Source organism: Bacteroides celer (assembly GCF_002632415.2).
Classification (GTDB): domain Bacteria; phylum Bacteroidota; class Bacteroidia; order Bacteroidales; family Bacteroidaceae; genus Bacteroides.
On the sequence record NZ_CP178209.1, the window covers coordinates 4,751,273 to 4,769,078 of the forward strand.

General features: G+C 43.2%; 14 protein-coding genes. 11 read left to right on the forward strand and 3 right to left on the reverse strand.

Annotated features, from left to right (window positions below; genetic code table 11):
* Window positions 1-47: 47 nt before the first annotated feature.
* The 11 genes from CJF29_RS19345 (at window position 48) to CJF29_RS19395 (ending at window position 10,573) form a co-directional block, all read left to right on the forward strand.
* Complete coding sequence (locus CJF29_RS19345; protein WP_004312115.1) at window positions 48-425, forward strand: hypothetical protein; 378 nt, start codon at window positions 48-50, stop codon at window positions 423-425.
* A gap of 118 nt (window positions 426-543) precedes the next feature.
* The gene (locus tag CJF29_RS19350) at window positions 544-894 is read left to right on the forward strand and encodes an NADH-quinone oxidoreductase subunit A (protein WP_004301466.1); all 351 of its coding nucleotides are present in this window, start codon (window positions 544-546) and stop codon (window positions 892-894) included.
* Window positions 885-1,487, forward strand: coding sequence for an NADH-quinone oxidoreductase subunit B (locus CJF29_RS19355; protein WP_004301465.1), 603 nt, complete (start codon window positions 885-887; stop codon window positions 1,485-1,487). The genes CJF29_RS19350 and CJF29_RS19355 overlap by 10 nt, the downstream gene beginning before the upstream one ends.
* A gap of 27 nt (window positions 1,488-1,514) precedes the next feature.
* On the forward strand, window positions 1,515-3,107 hold the full coding sequence (locus CJF29_RS19360; RefSeq protein WP_099145982.1) for an NADH-quinone oxidoreductase subunit D: 1,593 nt from the start codon (window positions 1,515-1,517) through the stop codon (window positions 3,105-3,107).
* 112 nt (window positions 3,108-3,219) lie between these two features.
* Window positions 3,220-4,296 carry an NADH-quinone oxidoreductase subunit NuoH gene (gene nuoH / locus CJF29_RS19365; RefSeq protein WP_004301463.1) on the forward strand — a complete coding sequence of 359 codons (1,077 nt, stop codon included), beginning with the start codon at window positions 3,220-3,222 and terminating at the stop codon, window positions 4,294-4,296.
* Between the two features lie 12 nt (window positions 4,297-4,308).
* The gene (locus CJF29_RS19370) at window positions 4,309-4,797 is read left to right on the forward strand and encodes a 4Fe-4S binding protein (RefSeq protein WP_004320984.1); all 489 of its coding nucleotides are present in this window, start codon (window positions 4,309-4,311) and stop codon (window positions 4,795-4,797) included.
* A gap of 2 nt (window positions 4,798-4,799) precedes the next feature.
* Window positions 4,800-5,312: an NADH-quinone oxidoreductase subunit J gene (locus CJF29_RS19375; protein WP_004301461.1), complete on the forward strand. Its 513-nt coding sequence runs from the start codon at window positions 4,800-4,802 to the stop codon at window positions 5,310-5,312.
* A gap of 32 nt (window positions 5,313-5,344) precedes the next feature.
* The gene (gene nuoK, locus CJF29_RS19380; protein ID WP_004301460.1) at window positions 5,345-5,653 is read left to right on the forward strand and encodes an NADH-quinone oxidoreductase subunit NuoK; all 309 of its coding nucleotides are present in this window, start codon (window positions 5,345-5,347) and stop codon (window positions 5,651-5,653) included.
* Between the two features lie 55 nt (window positions 5,654-5,708).
* Entirely contained in the window at window positions 5,709-7,598 is a 1,890-nt protein-coding gene (gene nuoL, locus CJF29_RS19385; RefSeq protein WP_004305340.1) for an NADH-quinone oxidoreductase subunit L, read from the forward strand.
* Between the two features lie 13 nt (window positions 7,599-7,611).
* On the forward strand, window positions 7,612-9,096 hold the full coding sequence (locus CJF29_RS19390) for a complex I subunit 4 family protein (RefSeq protein ID WP_004305342.1): 1,485 nt from the start codon (window positions 7,612-7,614) through the stop codon (window positions 9,094-9,096).
* Window positions 9,097-9,133: 37 nt separating this feature from the next.
* Window positions 9,134-10,573, forward strand: a complete 1,440-nt coding sequence (locus tag CJF29_RS19395) for an NADH-quinone oxidoreductase subunit N (protein ID WP_074636942.1) — start codon at window positions 9,134-9,136, stop codon at window positions 10,571-10,573.
* Between the two features lie 140 nt (window positions 10,574-10,713).
* Here the strand turns inward: CJF29_RS19395 and CJF29_RS19400 are convergent, their stop codons facing one another.
* The 3 genes from CJF29_RS19400 to CJF29_RS19410 form a co-directional block, all read right to left on the reverse strand.
* Window positions 10,714-13,524 (reverse strand): ATP-binding protein, encoded by a 2,811-nt coding sequence (locus CJF29_RS19400; protein ID WP_099145981.1) that lies wholly within the window; start codon window positions 13,522-13,524, stop codon window positions 10,714-10,716.
* Window positions 13,525-13,716: 192 nt separating this feature from the next.
* The gene (locus CJF29_RS19405) at window positions 13,717-14,925 is read right to left on the reverse strand and encodes a hypothetical protein (protein ID WP_099145980.1); all 1,209 of its coding nucleotides are present in this window, start codon (window positions 14,923-14,925) and stop codon (window positions 13,717-13,719) included.
* A gap of 43 nt (window positions 14,926-14,968) precedes the next feature.
* Window positions 14,969-17,683, reverse strand: a complete 2,715-nt coding sequence (locus tag CJF29_RS19410; protein ID WP_099145979.1) for a TonB-dependent receptor — start codon at window positions 17,681-17,683, stop codon at window positions 14,969-14,971.
* Window positions 17,684-17,806: the final 123 nt, after the last annotated feature.

Below are 17,806 nucleotides of genomic sequence, written 5' to 3' on the forward strand. Positions count from 1 at the left end.
AAAAGTATAAATATTAGTTCTATATTTGCAGCCGTTAAAAGAGAAAGATGAAACAAAGCTTAAAATTCGGACTACTTTTAGTGTTGGCTTTGCTCATCCATTGTGCAACTAATGGAGCAATGGAAGATATGTGCAAAGTTTCCTCCCCGACTTATCGGCAGGAGAAATGCTATGTATCACAAGATCGTCCGATTCAGGATGCTTTGGAACGTCTTTATAATCTTTATACGACGCAAACCTGTGACATGAGTCATACAGACGTCGCACATGTTCCGACAGATAAAAGCATGTTTTTGTTAATCGCTTATTTCTGTGACCATTACAAACATCAAAGTCCACCTTACCCTGTCTCATCCCATTCTCCTACATACTATTACGATCCTATCTCCTATTATATATATGGGTTGAGAAAGATTGTCATTTAGCCTACAGTACAGTAGACTCTTTTGCTCGTCATTTATTACAGTTGGTTTTATTCTCCATAGGGCGAATAGACTAATTGTTTATTTCTATATAATATTCAATCTAAACAGCTATTGAATTATGAATTTTACATTTTTAGTTGTTGTTCTACTGACAGCGCTTGCTTTTGTCGGTGTAGTAGTAGCTCTTTCGCGTGCTATTTCTCCCCGTTCATACAATCTGCAAAAGTTTGAGGCTTATGAATGTGGTATACCGACACGTGGTAAATCATGGATGCAGTTTCGCGTAGGTTACTACCTGTTTGCCATCCTATTTCTTATGTTCGATGTCGAAACTGCTTTACTGTTCCCATGGGCAGTAGTTATGCACGACATGGGACCACAGGGACTTATTAGTGTTCTCTTCTTCTTTATCATTTTAGTTCTGGGTCTTGCTTATGCCTGGAGGAAAGGAGCTTTGGAATGGAAATAACCAAAAAGCCAAAAATAAAATCTATTCCGTATGATGAGTTTATCGACAATGAATCATTGGAAAAGTTGGTCAAGGAACTTAATGCAGGAGGAGCCAATGTTGCCCTCGGAGTACTTGACGACTTTATCAACTGGGGGCGCAGCAATTCACTGTGGCCGCTTACCTTTGCAACCAGTTGTTGTGGTATCGAATTTATGGCACTGGGTGCCGCGCGTTATGACATGGCCCGCTTTGGGTTTGAAGTAGCACGTGCCAGCCCGCGTCAGGCTGATATGATTATGGTATGCGGAACAATCACCAATAAAATGGCTCCGGTACTGAAACGACTTTACGACCAGATGCCCGATCCGAAGTATGTGGTTGCCGTAGGCGGATGCGCTGTCAGCGGAGGTCCTTTCAAGAAGTCCTATCACGTAGTGAACGGAGTGGACAAGATTCTTCCGGTAGATGTATATATTCCCGGATGCCCGCCACGTCCTGAAGCTTTCTATTATGGCATGATGCAATTGCAACGCAAAGTGAAAATAGAGAAGTTCTTTGGTGGAGTAAACAGAAAAGAGAAGAAACCGGATTATTTAAAAAATGAAGAATGATTCTACATTCTGTAATTTAAAGGATTTATGCAAGAAATACAATTTATAGCTCCTGCAGCGTTACACGACGAGATGCTGCGCTTGCGAAATGACAAACAGATGGACTTTCTCGAAAGCCTCACCGGTATGGACTGGGGAGTAGCCGATGAGAAAGACACTCCGGAAAAACTCCGCGGTTTAGGCGTGGTCTACCATCTGGAATCGACCATTACAGGCGAACGGATAGCACTAAAAACAGCGACAACCAACCGCGAGCTACCTGAAATTCCATCTGTCAGCGACATTTGGAAGATAGCCGACTTCTATGAACGTGAAGTTTTTGATTTTTATGGTATCACCTTCGTAGGTCATCCTGACATGCGCCGACTTTATCTGCGTAACGATTGGATAGGTTATCCAATGCGCAAAGATAATGATCCGGGAAAGGATAACCCATTGTGTATGACCAATGAAGAGACGTTTGATACGACTCAAGAAATAGAACTGAACCCCGACGGAACCATCAAAAACAAAGAGATGAAGCTGTTCGGTGAAGAAGAGTATGTAGTTAACATCGGTCCGCAACACCCTGCTACTCATGGTGTAATGCGTTTCCGTGTTTCTCTGGAAGGTGAAATCATTCGTAAGATTGATGCGAACTGCGGTTATATTCACCGGGGCATCGAGAAAATGAATGAAAGCCTTACCTACCCTCAAACATTGGCCTTGACAGACCGTCTTGACTATCTGGGTGCACACCAGAACCGCCATGCACTGTGTATGTGTATTGAAAAAGCCATGGGCGTCGAGGTTAGCGAACGTGTGAAGTATATCCGTACTATTATGGATGAATTGCAACGTATCGACTCTCACTTGCTATTCTATTCTTGTCTTGCCATGGACTTAGGAGCGTTGACGGCATTTTTCTATGGATTCCGTGACCGTGAGAAGATTCTCGACATCTTTGAAGAGACTTGTGGCGGACGTCTGATAATGAACTACAATACCATTGGCGGTGTACAGGCTGACCTTCATCCTAACTTCGTCAAACGAGTAAAAGAGTTCATTCCTTATATGAGGGGAATCATCCACGAATATCACGATATATTTACGGGTAACATCATCGCACAAAGCCGCATGAAAGGTGTCGGTGTGTTAAGCCGCGAAGATGCCATCTCTTTCGGTTGTACCGGAGGTACAGGCCGTGCTTCAGGATGGGCGTGTGACGTACGTAAACGAATGCCATACGGTGTATACGACAAAGTAGATTTCAAAGAAATTGTTTATACGGAGGGTGACTGCTTTGCCCGTTACCTAGTGCGTATGGATGAAATCATGGAAAGTCTGAACATCATCGAACAATTAATAGACAATATTCCCGAAGGACCTTATCAGGAGAAGATGAAGCCTATCATCCGTGTTCCGGAAGGCAGTTATTATGCTGCAGTAGAAGGAAGTCGTGGTGAATTTGGTGTCTTCCTTGAAAGCCAGGGTGACAAAATGCCCTACCGCCTGCACTACCGTGCTACGGGATTGCCGCTTGTTGCCGCAATCGACACCATCTGCCGGGGAACGAAGATTGCCGACTTAATTGCTATTGGCGGAACAATTGATTATGTCGTTCCGGATATTGATAGATAAAAAACAAGTATTAAGTAACAGGTATCAAGTATTAACCGACTATACCAATATAAAAGGTCATTTCCTGCATGGAATTAATACTTAATACTTAAAACCTAATCATTAAAAATATATGTTCGACTTTAGTATAGTAACAAACTGGATACATGAGCTACTGCTCTCCATTATGCCGGAGGGATTAGCCATCTTTATAGAATGTGTAGCTGTCGGTGTGTGCCTCGTAGCACTGTATGCCATCCTGGCTATCATATTGATCTACATGGAGCGTAAGGTTTGCGGTTTCTTCCAGTGTCGTCTTGGTCCGAACCGCGTTGGTAAATGGGGTTCTATTCAAGTGGTCTGCGACGTACTCAAGATGATGACCAAAGAAATCTTCATGCCGAAGGGTGCCGACCATTTCCTTTACAATCTCGCTCCATTCATGGTGATTATCGCCTCATTCCTGACTTTCGCTTGTATTCCTTTTAATAAAGGTGCAGCGATTCTCGACTTTAACGTGGGCGTGTTCTTCCTGTTGGCTGCTTCCAGCATTGGAGTTGTCGGCATCTTGCTGGCCGGTTGGGGTAGTAACAACAAATTCTCTTTGATCGGTGCCATGCGAAGTGGTGCACAGATTATCAGTTACGAACTTTCGGTTGGTATGAGTATCATGACTATGGTAGTACTGATGGGAACCATGCAATTTTCTGAAATCGTAGAAGGACAGGCTGACGGCTGGTTCATCTTCAAGGGACATATCCCTGCAGTCATTGCTTTTATCATTTACCTGATTGCCGGAAATGCAGAATGTAACCGTGGACCGTTCGACCTTCCCGAAGCGGAAAGTGAGCTGACTGCCGGATACCACACTGAATACTCCGGTATGGGTTTCGGTTTCTTCTATCTGGCAGAATATTTGAACCTGTTTATCGTGGCCAGTGTTGCCGCCACTATCTTCCTGGGAGGCTGGATGCCGTTACACATCGTCGGGCTGGATGGATTCAACGCTGTAATGGATTATATTCCGGGCTTTATCTGGTTCTTCGCTAAAGCATTCTTCGTGGTGTTCCTTCTGATGTGGATCAAATGGACGTTCCCACGTTTACGTATCGACCAGATTCTGAACCTGGAATGGAAATATCTGGTTCCAATTTCTATGGTAAATCTATTATTAATGGCATGCTGCGTAGCTTTCGGCTTCCACTTTTGATAAATGAAAATTATGGAATATAAAGATAAAAAATATACGTACTTAGGTGGTCTGATGCACGGCATCAGCACACTGGCAACGGGTATGAAAACCAGCATCAAGGTATACTTCCGTAAGAAAGTGACCGAGCAATATCCCGAAAACCGGAAAGAGCTGAAAATGTTCGACCGTTTCCGTGGTACGCTGAATATGCCCCACAATGAGAATAATGAACATCGCTGTGTAGCTTGCGGACTGTGTCAAATGGCTTGTCCGAACGATACCATCAAAGTGACCAGCGAAACCGTCGAAACAGAAGATGGAAAGAAAAAGAAAATCCTGGCAACCTATGAATATGATTTGGGCGCCTGTATGTTCTGCCAGCTCTGTGTCAATGCTTGTCCGCACGATGCCATCACGTTCGACCAGAACTTCGAACATGCAGTCTTCGACCGGACGAAACTTGTCCTGAAATTAAATCATGACGGTAGTAAAGTAATAGAAAAGAAAAAAGAAGTTTAGATATGGGATCAACACTTGAAACAGTAGTATTCTACTTTTTGGCAGCATTTATTATTGCAATGTCCATCATGACGGTGACTACCCAACGTATCGTACGCTCGGCTACCTACCTGCTCTTCGTGCTCTTCGGCACGGCCGGCATCTATTTTTTGCTGGGTTACACCTTCCTGGGTTCTGTTCAGATAATGGTTTATGCCGGTGGTATCGTCGTTCTTTATGTATTCTCCATCCTGTTGACCAGCGGAGAAGGTGATCGCGCCGAGAAAGCAAAACGAAGTAAGCTCCTGGCCGGGCTCATTACCATGATTGCCGGTTTAGCAATTATCCTGACTATCACGTTGAAACATAATTTCATGCAGACGGCTAATCTTGCCCCGCACGAGATCAACATTCATGCTATCGGGAACGCTTTGCTTAGTAGCGACAAATACGGTTATATATTACCTTTCGAAGCTGTCAGCATCCTGTTGCTGGCTTGTATCATCGGTGGTATCATAATTGCACGTAAGAGATAAACAAGTATTAACTATCAAAATAGAGTTCGAATATGATACACATGGAATATTATCTGGTAGTTTCTACCATCATGATGTTTGCAGGAATCTATGGATTCTTTACCCGCCGGAACACACTGGCTATCCTGATTTCTGTAGAGTTAATGCTGAATGCCACGGACATCAACTTTGCCGTGTTCAACCGTTTTCTCTTTCCGGAGGGAATGGAAGGCTATTTCTTTGCACTCTTTTCCATCGCCATCTCGGCTGCGGAAACTGCAGTAGCCATCGCCATCATGATTAACATTTATCGTAATCTCCGAAGCATCCAAGTGCGCAACTTGGACGAGCTGAAGTGGTGATTTGTTTCTCACCAAGAACAAATAATAATAAATCAAGTAATAAAAATAAAACTGTATGGAACTAACAATTCTAATACTCCTTCTTCCTTTCTTCTCCTTTCTCATACTGGGAATCGGAGGTAAATGGATGTCCCACCGGACAGCGGGCACAATTGGCACGCTGATACTGGGAGCAGTAGCGGTACTATCCTACGTTACAGCTATCCAATATTTCTCGGCTCCACGACTGGAAGACGGAACATTCGCCACACTGATACCTTACAACTTCACGTGGCTTCCTTTTACAGAGACCTTACACTTTGATTTGGGCATCCTGCTCGATCCTATATCAGTAATGATGTTGATTGTTATCTCTACCGTGTCACTGATGGTACATATCTACTCTTTCGGTTACATGAAAGGAGAAGTCGGTTTTCAACGCTATTACGCTTTCCTATCCCTGTTTACCATGTCTATGCTGGGATTGGTCGTTGCAACCAACATCTTCCAGATGTACCTTTTCTGGGAACTGGTGGGGGTAAGTTCTTACCTGCTAATCGGTTTTTATTATACAAAACCGGCTGCCATCGCTGCTTCCAAGAAAGCGTTTATTGTTACTCGCTTTGCTGATTTGGGTTTCCTGATCGGTATCCTGATTTACGGATATTATGGTGGTACATTCGGATTTACCCCGGACACGGTATCCTTGATAAGCGGTGGAGCTTCTATGCTCCCGTTGGCTCTCGGATTGATGTTTGTCGGTGGTGCCGGTAAAAGTGCCATGTTCCCGTTGCATATCTGGTTGCCGGATGCAATGGAAGGTCCTACTCCGGTCAGTGCATTGATTCATGCGGCTACAATGGTCGTTGCCGGTGTATATTTGGTGGCACGTATGTTCCCGCTTTTCATTGCCTATGCACCGAATACGTTGCACATGGTTGCTTGGGTAGGTGCATTCACCGCATTCTATGCAGCAAGTGTGGCTTGCGTACAATCAGATATTAAACGCGTACTGGCTTTCTCTACCATTTCACAGATTGGTTTCATGATGGTAGCTCTGGGTGTTTGTACTTCCATGGATCCTCACGAAGGAGGTTTGGGCTACATGGCTTCCATGTTCCACCTCTTCACACATGCTATGTTTAAGGCATTGCTCTTCCTCGGTGCAGGTAGTATCATTCATGCTGTACATTCTAACGAAATGTCCGCGATGGGAGGTTTACGCAAATATATGCCGATCACTCACTGGACATTCCTGATTGCTTGTCTTGCTATTGCCGGTATTCCTCCGTTCTCGGGTTTCTTCTCGAAAGATGAAATTCTGGCTGCTTGCTTCCAATACAGCCCTGTAATGGGATGGGTAATGACAGTAATTGCTGCGATGACTGCTTTCTATATGTTCCGTCTGTACTACGGTATTTTCTGGGGCAAGGAAAACAAAGAACTCCACGCACACCACACACCACATGAAAGTCCGCTGGCTATGACTTTCCCGCTGATGTTCCTGGCAGTAGTAACTTGTGGAGCCGGATTTATTCCTTTCGGACACTTCATCAGTTCGAATGGTGAATCTTATTCTATCCATCTCGATCCGTCGGTGGCTATTACGAGCGTTGTCATTGCGATTATTTCGATTGCAATCGCTACATGGATGTACAAGAATGCCAAACAACCAGTTGCCGATTCATTGGAAAAACAGTTCAAAGGTCTGCACAAGGCTGCTTATAACCGCTTCTATATTGACGATATATACCAGTTTATCACGCATAAGATTATCTTCCGCTGCATCTCTACTCCTATCGCATGGTTCGACCGTCATGTAGTGGATGGATTCTTTGATTTCCTGGCATGGGCAACCAACACAACAAGCGACGAGATCCGTGGTTTGCAGAGCGGTCAGGTACAACAATATGCATACGTGTTCCTTTGCGGTGCACTGGCACTTATCCTACTATTAATCTTATAAAGCACAGAACGATATGAATTTCTTATCAATATTCGTACTTATCCCCTTATTGATGCTGGCCGGACTCTGGGCAGCACGAGGAATCAAAGCCATCCGAGGGGTTATGGTTACTGGCGCATCGGCACTTCTGATTGCCTCCGTCGTACTTACATTCCTGTATCTGGGAGAGCGTAGTGCCGGAAACACGGCAGAAATGCTTTTCCGTGCAGATACGCTTTGGTATGCCCCGCTTCACATATCCTATTCAGTAGGTGTTGACGGAATTTCGGTAGCCATGTTGTTATTGTCCGCTGTCATTGTGTTCACCGGTACATTCGCTTCCTGGCGTCTGCAACCGCTGACAAAAGAATATTTCCTCTGGTTCACCCTATTGTCTATGGGAGTATTCGGATTCTTTATATCCGTCGATTTATTCACCATGTTCATGTTCTACGAAATCGCATTGATACCGATGTACCTGTTGATTGGTGTATGGGGATCAGGACGTAAAGAATATGCAGCCATGAAGCTGACCCTCATGTTGATGGGTGGTTCTGCCTTCCTGCTGATCGGTATTCTCGGAATCTATTTTGGTTCGGGAGCAACGACCATGAATCTTCTTGAAATCGCACAGTTGCACAACATACCTTTTGCACAGCAATGCATCTGGTTCCCGCTGACTTTCCTTGGTTTCGGTGTATTAGGTGCCCTTTTCCCGTTCCATACATGGAGCCCTGACGGTCACGCTTCCGCCCCGACTGCCGTATCTATGCTTCATGCCGGAGTATTGATGAAACTGGGAGGTTACGGATGTTTCCGTATCGCCATGTATCTGATGCCGGAAGCTGCCAACGAACTTTCCTGGATATTCCTGATATTGACAGGTATCTCTGTAGTTTACGGTGCATTCTCCGCTTGCGTACAGACCGACTTGAAATATATTAATGCTTATTCATCCGTATCTCACTGCGGACTGGTTCTTTTCGCTATTCTGATGCTGAATCAGACAGCAGCAACAGGAGCTATCCTTCAGATGCTTTCACACGGATTGATGACAGCCTTATTCTTTGCTCTTATCGGTATGATTTATGGACGTACACACACACGTGACGTTCGCGAGCTTGCCGGCTTAATGAAAGTGATGCCGTTCCTCAGTGTATGTTATGTAATTGCCGGTCTTGCCAACCTCGGTCTGCCGGGATTAAGTGGTTTTATTGCTGAAATGACTATTTTCGTCGGCTCTTTCCAGAACAACGACCAGTTCCACCGTGTACTGACTATCATCGCTTGTTCTTCGATTGTGATTACTGCAGTCTACATTCTGCGTCTGGTAGGTAAAATTCTATACGGAACCTGTACCAACAAACATCATCTCGAACTGACTGATGCGACTTGGGACGAACGTGTAGCCGTTATCTGCCTCATCGTTTGTGTAGCCGGACTAGGTATGGCTCCTTTCTGGGTTAGCCACATGATTGGTGAAAGTGTACTCCCCGTAGTCTCACAACTGATTCCATAACCTTTAATTTTTAATCTTTAATAATTAATTTGTAAATATGGATTATTCACAATTTCTATATATGCGAGAAGAGCTGTCGCTCATAGCTGTCCTACTGCTGCTATTTCTAGCTGACCTCTTCATGAGTCCGGATGCACACAAAAATGGTGGGAAAGCACGCCTGAACACCATGTTGCCCGTTATTCTGATGGCTATCCATACAGCTATCAACTTAATTCCGGGGACTGCTGCCGATGCATTCGGCGGTATGTATCATTATGTACCGATGCACACAGTGGTTAAATCCATCCTGAACGTCGGCACACTGATTGTTTTCCTGATGGCGCACGAATGGATGAAAAGAGAAGATACTTCATTCAAGCAAGGAGAATTCTATGTACTTACACTCTCTACCTTGTTTGGTATGTACCTCATGATTTCCGCCGGACATTTCCTGATGTTCTTCATCGGACTCGAAACAGCTTCTATTCCGATGGCAGCATTGATTGCCTTCGATAAATACCGTCACAACTCTGCCGAAGCAGGTGCCAAATACATTCTGACAGCTCTTTTCTCCAGTGCATTGCTGTTGTTTGGTCTGTCCATGATCTATGGTTCTGCCGGGACTCTTTATTTCGATGACCTCCCTGCCCATATCGACGGAAATCCGTTACAGATCATGGCATTTATATTCTTCTTCACAGGAATGGCATTCAAGTTATCACTGGTTCCATTCCACTTATGGACAGCAGACGTTTACGAAGGCGCTCCGAGTACAGTTACCGCTTATTTGAGTGTTATATCAAAAGGATCGGCAGCATTTGTATTATTGGCCGTCCTTATCAAAGTATTCGCTCCAATGATTAATGACTGGCAGGAAGTACTTTATTGGGTAACCATCGCTTCTATCACTATTGCCAATATATTTGCTGTCCGTCAGCAAAACTTGAAACGTTTGATGGCGTTCTCCAGTATTTCGCAAGCGGGATATATTATGTTAGGCGTTATTGGTGGTACAGCACAAGGCATGACGGCATTGGTATATTATGTATTAGTGTACGCTGCCGCCAACCTCGGAGTATTTGCCGTTATCACTATCGTGGCATTACGCAGTCAGAAATTCACGCTCGAAGATTACGCAGGACTTTATAAAACGAATCCCAAAATCGCTCTTTTGATGACTCTGTCTCTGTTCTCATTGGCAGGCATCCCTCCGTTTGCCGGATTCTTCTCTAAGTTCTTTATCTTCATGGCTGCTTTCGATGCAGGTTTCCACTTGCTGGTATTCATCGCATTGGTAAATACAGTGATTTCGTTGTATTACTATCTATTGATTGTAAAAGCAATGTATATCACTCCTTCCGACAACCCAATTCCTACTTTCCGCAGCGACCGCTGCACAAAATGGGGACTGGCACTTTGCACGCTGGGTATCATCGGACTGGGTATTGCAAGTATTGTATATCAATCCATCGATAAACTGTCGTTCGGAATTTAAACGGACTACACCTTTTCACCAAAGAAACGGTCTTGGTTTCATGTCAGTATCAATCGACATCAAAACCAAGACCGTCTCTTTTATATAAAACCCACTTTTATTAATGAGGAAGGAAGATATTCACCTGCCTCATTACCACTCTACCGGGCACAGCCCACCTCTTCCGTCACGATCACCCCGGGAATAGTAAACCAAAACCTTGATCCTTTTCCTTTTTCAGAATCAACACCAATCCGCCCACCTAATTGTTCAACGATGCTCTGACAGATAGAAAGTCCCAATCCTGTACCGTGTACAAAAGAATTAAGCTTCACGAAACGCTCAAAGATATGTGGCAACTGCTCTTTTTCAATACCGATGCCTGTATCTTCAACATAGAATTCCAATTCGCCATCTTTTAGTTTATATCCCACATGAATACTACCTTCAGAGGTAAATTTCATTGCATTATTAACAAAATTAGAGATCACCTGATGTATACGGTTACGGTCACTAATGACATGACAAACCGGAAGGTGATTATCAAGTACCAGTTCCACCTCTTCTTTCGCTTTCATCCCCATAGAGCGGACAATATCCTCACATAACAGATTTACATCTACATCTCCGTTGGTAAACTCAAATGTACCCGCTTCAATCTTCGACAAATCGAGTATATCTGAAATTAATTGCAACAAAAGATCATTATTCTCACGTACAATCTTAATATACTCCTGACGTTCTGACAACTCTTCAGTTTCCACCAACAAATCGGAGAAACCGACAATGGCATTCAGCGGCGTACGGATTTCATGGCTCATATTGGCAAGGAAAGCACTTTTCAAACGATCCATCATCTCTGCTTTATCGCGTGCCTGAATCAATTCGGCTTCAGTCTCCTTCAATTCTGTAATGTCATAATTGATACCGATGATTTCTATTTCATTTTCCTCCGGTTTATAATTAGTGACCATCACATTACTACTCACCCAATTCCATTCATTCTTCGTTCCGGGACGACGAATACGCATCTCACCCTGAAAATGCCTTCTTTTTCCGTCTCTGACTTCATCATAAAAATCAAGGAAACGCTTACGGTCTTCAGGGTGCATTTGGGTATAAACACCCACAACCTCATCCAAAAGCGTATCTTCCTCCTCACCTAAATTCTTATACCACTGTTTTATAGCATATCCTTTGCGATTCAAGAGATTCAACTTGGCATAACCTACTTTTGCATAATCGGATATCATCAGGAAGAAATTCTCAAAATCACGGATACGATTCATTGCATCAATCCGTTCGGTATTATCAATACTTATTAATATATATCCGCTGAAGTTGCCCTCATTATCATACAATTTACTAACCTTCGAATACAGTTCTATCGCATTAGAACGATTTGTCTCATAATATCCTTCCGCCTGTTCAAAAGAATAATTAAGCCTAAAATCTACCAAATCTTCATTCCGCACACGATCACGAATCCCCTGCGGCACATTCGGATTATCAAAGAAGTTAACTCCGATCACATCCGACTTATTCACTACACCGAATATCTCCAAATCCTTATTATTCAGGTCTATCAAATAGCCATCCTTATCGTAGATCTCTACTCCTGCCGGAATATTAGCAAATATGTTCTGAAAGAGCTTCTCGCTACGGTCCAATGCCCGATTAGCTTGTACCGATCCTGTAGAATCGAGGAACAAACCGACTATTTCATCTTTTCCGGGAGAATAAATAACCCAATGCGTATACCGTTCCGTTCTTGGAAAATATTCATCTTTCTCCCTATAAGAATTACTATCCAGTATTTCTTCCAGAAAATTAAGTTTTTGGAGATAGTCAGGATGCTTTTCAGATGCCAAAGAACCAATATACGACTCCAAAGGAAGCCCGAAAAAGGTTGAACTGACCTCATTCGCATCCGTCACCCGATAATCGCAAGGTTTATTATTCTCGTCACGGATAATGGACATACGTATATATCCCATCGGCATAAAATGAAACAGATTATTTAGGAAAGTCTGTTCACGGATTACCTTGTCCTTAGTTTTACGCAACTCGATACAGATATTTATAATATTTCCCAATGAGGAGAACCATTGAAAATCTTCATTACTCCAGTCATGGTAAGTCTCAACCAAATCAATCCCCATATATCCCCAAACGCGGTCGCCTGTCATCAAAGGAGTCACCATTAACGATTTGATTCCCTGAACTACAAGAATCTGATATTCATCAGGAGCCTCTTCTAATAATTGCTCCAGTGTATTTAAAATAATCGGCTTGCCCGATAATATCTGTTCACTCCACCATTTTGACTCACTGGCAGGCATGTCCTGCAGATTGTCTATCTCTGCCGATACTCCTTCAGAAACAACTTCGTAGATACAACTATGATGGGCATAAATTTCGTCGTATTCAAAAATATAAACACGACCTTTTCCATTATAAAGATTCAGAATATCTCTTAAAATATCTGCGATACAAGATTCTACTGCCTCATCACGTAGGAAACGAAGCAACGATTGCGAAACAAAATTCTGACGACAAAGCAAATCATTCACACGCCTTAATGCATCCCTTTGATCTTCTTCCTTGGGAGCCTCAACGCGCTGGATTATTCCGAAGGACTTATCACCTCCATCAACACCCGTACCCTTCTCACGAAAAGCCAGACGGGTATGCAGCCAAACCTCACCATATTTTGAATGAATCGGGAAAGTTTGTTCGTAAAAGTCCTTATGGATAGAAGAATTTGCCCGGAACTCCTGGGCAATCTGCTTGCGATAATCTTCACGTATCAGGTTTAGAAAATCCGAAGTAGAGATGGTGTCGCCGTCCAATCCCAAAAGATCAGAAAGATAATCGGAACATAAATAATATCCTGCCGTTAAATCTACTTCCCACCATCCGATTTGTGCAAGAGAAGCCATTTTTTTGTATCGCTCGTTGTCTGTTTGCATATTTTGTATCGTTGTAAAATAATAGGTTGACAAATATACGAAAAAGGTAATCACTGATACCATAAAGGAGCAAATAAAAAAGCTAAAAGAAGATTACGAAAACAAATAAATAGAATATGGGAGAATCTGTTTGTTACAAATTCTCCCATACCTCCTATTAAAAAAGATACACTTTGTTACTCTATATCTTATTTATAAGGAAGAGAAATTATATCCGCTCCAAGTGAACAGGGATGCATCTGCACCTGTATTCGTAGTTGGCTCGGTAAATGTATTCAATGTACCGTTCAGCTTATTCTTAAAGTTCAATGTATGGGTGATGCTGATGCTGGAAGCAGCATTTCCTGCATCTTTACTGTCATTCATATCAATCAAATCGATTGTACCGCCTGAACCTTTGACAAGGGCATTGGTGATCGTAGCTTTTGCTCCACGACGGATTTTAATCACATCTTGCATACGGTCTACATTATCCGTTGTATTGGCAGCATTATTTACGATTGTCATATTTTCAACCGTAAAATCCGACTGACGTAAATGATCCGAATAGTCACCATCCAAGTTACCATCTGCTTCAATGCCGCGCGGATCTGCTTCCGTACTGGTATAACCGCTTTCCCAAACGCCATAGCAGTTTTTCAATTTACCGGAATATCCTTGAGTGAAGTCGAACATGTCATCATCCGGGTTCACAGCCAACAAGTTGGTTACATTCACCGTACCGCCAAAGAATTCGACGGCATCATCCGCGCTCTCAAGAATGTAGATATTCTCAATCTTGGTACCGTTTCCAACACCGTTCAGTGTCAATCCGTTGTGCTCGATATCGGCAGTAGAGCGGGCACCGGCATAGCAGATTTTCACATAAGTCAGTGAACCGGAATTGTCATTATCGACACTACCACCGTATTTATAGTTGTTGTCGATTTCCGTCAGACCTGTATCACTCTTATTGGCGTTCGAACCGGAAATCGGAGCTTTACCATTGATAATAATTCCTCCCCAATAACCGGATGTAGGGGTTGTTGAATTGGCGGTGAAAACAATCGGTTTATCGGCTGTACCGTCAGCATAAAGTTTACCGCCCTGTGCTACCAGCAGATAACTGCTGAAACCTTCGCGAGCCTTAATCGTTGTTCCGGCAGGGATATTCAGACGGCCTCCATTTTCAATGACTACCGTTCCGTTCAGAATATATTCCTTAGCTTCCAGTGTCTGTTCTCCGGTCAGCGTGCCGGACAGGATATTTTCGCCCACAACAATAGAGCTACCGGTCCCACCGTTGTTTCCACCATCTCCGTTACCATCACCGTCTCCGTCACTATCACTGCTACATGCAGTCAATGTAAGTGCTGTTGCCATAACGGCAAACGTCATAAAGTTCACAAACAATCTTTTCATTTTGCTTTCATTATTAGTTAATAATCTTATTTCATCACCCGGCTTAGAATGTACACGACACTCCCAGGCTTAGATTTATTCCTTTCTTATAATCATTCAGTATCACCTTTTCCCCGTTTTCGTTCGCTTTGCGGCTTAACTTAGAAGAGGGATTCAACAAGTTGCGGGCTTTCAGGTTAAGCGAAAGATGCTTGTTCAGCTTGGCTTGGGATACAAAATCCAGTGTCAGTACTCCCTTCTCCATCATATCCTGATAACCCTGTGTGCCAATGGTATATATCTTATCACTCACATAATTAAGTACCAATGTATTGACAAAACTGCGTTCTCCTTTTGTGAAGTTATGCGAGAGGTCGAAATTGACAATCCACGGTGCAGCTCCTTCCAGTTGCGAGCCGGTGGTAACCGTTGCCAAAGGCATTTTTGCATTCGTGTAGATATAAGAGCCATTCAATCCCAAAGAGAGTTTATTCATTCCGTGCGCAGCATTACTCACCGGACGGACAAACAGATTCTTACGTATTTCTACTTCCACTCCTGCCACGGTTGCCTTATCCGCTATATTCTCATAAGAAAGATAACCTCCGGCGCTTGCCACTTCGATGCGGGATATCGGATTCTTAATCAATTTATAGAAAGCTGTGAGAGAAATCAACTCGGTCGGAGTGGGATTAAAGTCCCACTTCAGATCAAGGTTATAATGATCCGAAGGTTTCAGATTGGGGTTACCCTGACTGTTGAAGTTCACGCCGACATAACGGTAAGGAGATATTTCCTTTGCCTGCGGAAGCGTATATGTTTTACTAGCTCCCAGACGAAGCGAGTTTTTATCATTCAGATTGTATTTGAGATTCAAGCTGGGCAGGAAATAATCTTTTTGGATGGTATTGTTTCCTTTAGAGCCTCCACGATTCACATTGTAATCCACTTCAATATCTACCTTGTCGTATTTCATTCCCAGATTCACAATCCAACGGGGAGTAAACTGGTAGGTAGCCTCGGCATAAGCGGAATGGATATTCTTTTTCACGGTATATTCATCTAGGTTCTTTTGTATCTTGAACCAGTCGGAAGCAAAGTTTTCTTGGTTATAATAATCGTCAAGCGATAAGTTGTCCAAAGAAGGGAGGGTAGAAACATGCCCTACGGTCAGGTTATACTCCGTAGCTTTGAAGTTATCATCTACGAATCGGCCTGTATATCCGAAACGGACATTCGAAATTTCTTCTATATTATCTTTCAGACGATAGACCAAGCCTGCTTTTACATTCAAGTCGTCTTCATCTAAAGTTGAGAAGTAGCGCTGTTGTGAGTTGCCCCTTAGCAACGTATAGCCGTCTTCCGCTTTAGTCAGGTTATTGATACGACGATCCGGTTCATACCCTTTCACCATATTATAGGAAGCACCTGCATCGAGACTTAATGATTTGGTCAATCCCCAGTTAGTCATCAGTTGGTTAACGATCAGCATATTGTCATTTGTTTGTTGGCGACGGGTGAATCCGAGGTTTTCATAGTCATCACTAAAAATCGAGTTCTTACCGTTGTAATCGCCCACCGACTGGGTATTGGCATGAATCATCATCAAATTATAACTGATGTGATGACGGTTCTGCATATCGAAATCCACATTGGCAAGTGCCAGCTGACTGATATTCTCCGCATACTTCTTACCATTCATATCTTTGTAGACCGTACCGCTGGTAGTTGTATTACGTATGATTTCATCCGTATACTGATAGTCCGTCGTATGTCCGGCGGTCAGGAAGAAAGAAAGCGGATTTTTGTCTTTTCCGACATAGAATCGTTTACCTCCGGAAATACTGTAGCTCCGGTTTATTTGGAAATGTTGAGCGGAAGGGTCTAACTTATTTCTGAAGTTCCATGAGTTTTCATCGGCAGGTTCGGTACGATTGGCAAAGCCCATGAAGTTCACTCCATCCTGTTTCAGAAAATCGGCTGCTACCGTCTGTGTATTCAAGCCACCGGAAATGCCGAATCCCAGATTACCGCTACCAATTAGTTCTTTGGATACAATATCAATGGTTGCCCCTCCGACATCGCTGCTGCCCCCCGCGTTGAATGCTTTCTTTACACCTACAGACTGAATAATGTCCGTACCGAAGAAATCAAGAGAGATATTCTTATATTCCGGGTCTTCGGAAGGAAGAGCAAATCCATTAAAAGTAGTTGCATTGTACCGGTCTCCCAATCCACGGACAAAGACATTTTTCACTCCGTCTTGTTTAGACACTCCGGCAACTTTCGTCACAGCACCTTCTGCATCCGAAACACCTTTGCGGGAAAGCTCCCTGACACCAACAGATTGTACGGCAATGACTGCTTTTTGCTGTTCGAGCAACAGCATATTCTCATTTTCCCTATTCTTCTTAGCTACAACCACCACATCGGCAAGTTCCTGTGCATCGGTTTCCAACTCCAAATTCAGTATCACCAGTTTTCCATTCTCCACACGTACTTTACGGCGTACTTCCGTTTTGTAACCTACATATTTAATCTCAATATCATACATACCTTCCAAAACGCCCATGCTGTTCAATTCAAAATTACCCTCCATATCGGTCACTGCTCCGGCTTGAGTTCCGAGCAAACGTATCGTAGCTCCTATCAAAGGTTCTTTGGATAGTTTGTCTTTCACAGCTCCTTTAATCTTGATATTGGCAGCCAATGCAGGAAGTACACACAACAGGCAAAAAAAGGCTACCACTGAAAATCGGATAAGAAATAGTTTTTTCATCTAACTTTGCTCTACGTTTTAATTACGTCGGCAAAGATAGAGGGTGAGCATTACAACTATAAGACGAAATAAATACAATCTATTGAAAGAGTCGTTGCAAGATGATGACAAGATGTTACAAAC

Excerpts from the sequence above, each read along its gene's own strand:
- CJF29_RS19345 (WP_004312115.1), top strand. The coding sequence starts at position 48 with ATGAAACAAAGCTTAAAATTCGGACTACTTTTAGTGTTGGCTTTGCTC.
- CJF29_RS19375 (WP_004301461.1), top strand. The coding sequence starts at position 4,800 with ATGGGATCAACACTTGAAACAGTAGTATTCTACTTTTTGGCAGCATTT.
- nuoL (WP_004305340.1), top strand. The coding sequence starts at position 5,709 with ATGGAACTAACAATTCTAATACTCCTTCTTCCTTTCTTCTCCTTTCTC.
- CJF29_RS19390 (WP_004305342.1), top strand. The coding sequence starts at position 7,612 with ATGAATTTCTTATCAATATTCGTACTTATCCCCTTATTGATGCTGGCC.
- CJF29_RS19410 (WP_099145979.1), bottom strand. The coding sequence starts at position 17,683 with ATGAAAAAACTATTTCTTATCCGATTTTCAGTGGTAGCCTTTTTTTGC.
- CJF29_RS19370 (WP_004320984.1), top strand. The coding sequence starts at position 4,309 with ATGGAATATAAAGATAAAAAATATACGTACTTAGGTGGTCTGATGCAC.
- CJF29_RS19395 (WP_074636942.1), top strand. The coding sequence starts at position 9,134 with ATGGATTATTCACAATTTCTATATATGCGAGAAGAGCTGTCGCTCATA.
- CJF29_RS19355 (WP_004301465.1), top strand. The coding sequence starts at position 885 with ATGGAAATAACCAAAAAGCCAAAAATAAAATCTATTCCGTATGATGAG.
- CJF29_RS19400 (WP_099145981.1), bottom strand. The coding sequence starts at position 13,524 with ATGCAAACAGACAACGAGCGATACAAAAAAATGGCTTCTCTTGCACAA.
- nuoH (WP_004301463.1), top strand. The coding sequence starts at position 3,220 with ATGTTCGACTTTAGTATAGTAACAAACTGGATACATGAGCTACTGCTC.
- CJF29_RS19405 (WP_099145980.1), bottom strand. The coding sequence starts at position 14,925 with ATGAAAAGATTGTTTGTGAACTTTATGACGTTTGCCGTTATGGCAACA.
- nuoK (WP_004301460.1), top strand. The coding sequence starts at position 5,345 with ATGATACACATGGAATATTATCTGGTAGTTTCTACCATCATGATGTTT.
- CJF29_RS19360 (WP_099145982.1), top strand. The coding sequence starts at position 1,515 with ATGCAAGAAATACAATTTATAGCTCCTGCAGCGTTACACGACGAGATG.
- CJF29_RS19350 (WP_004301466.1), top strand. The coding sequence starts at position 544 with ATGAATTTTACATTTTTAGTTGTTGTTCTACTGACAGCGCTTGCTTTT.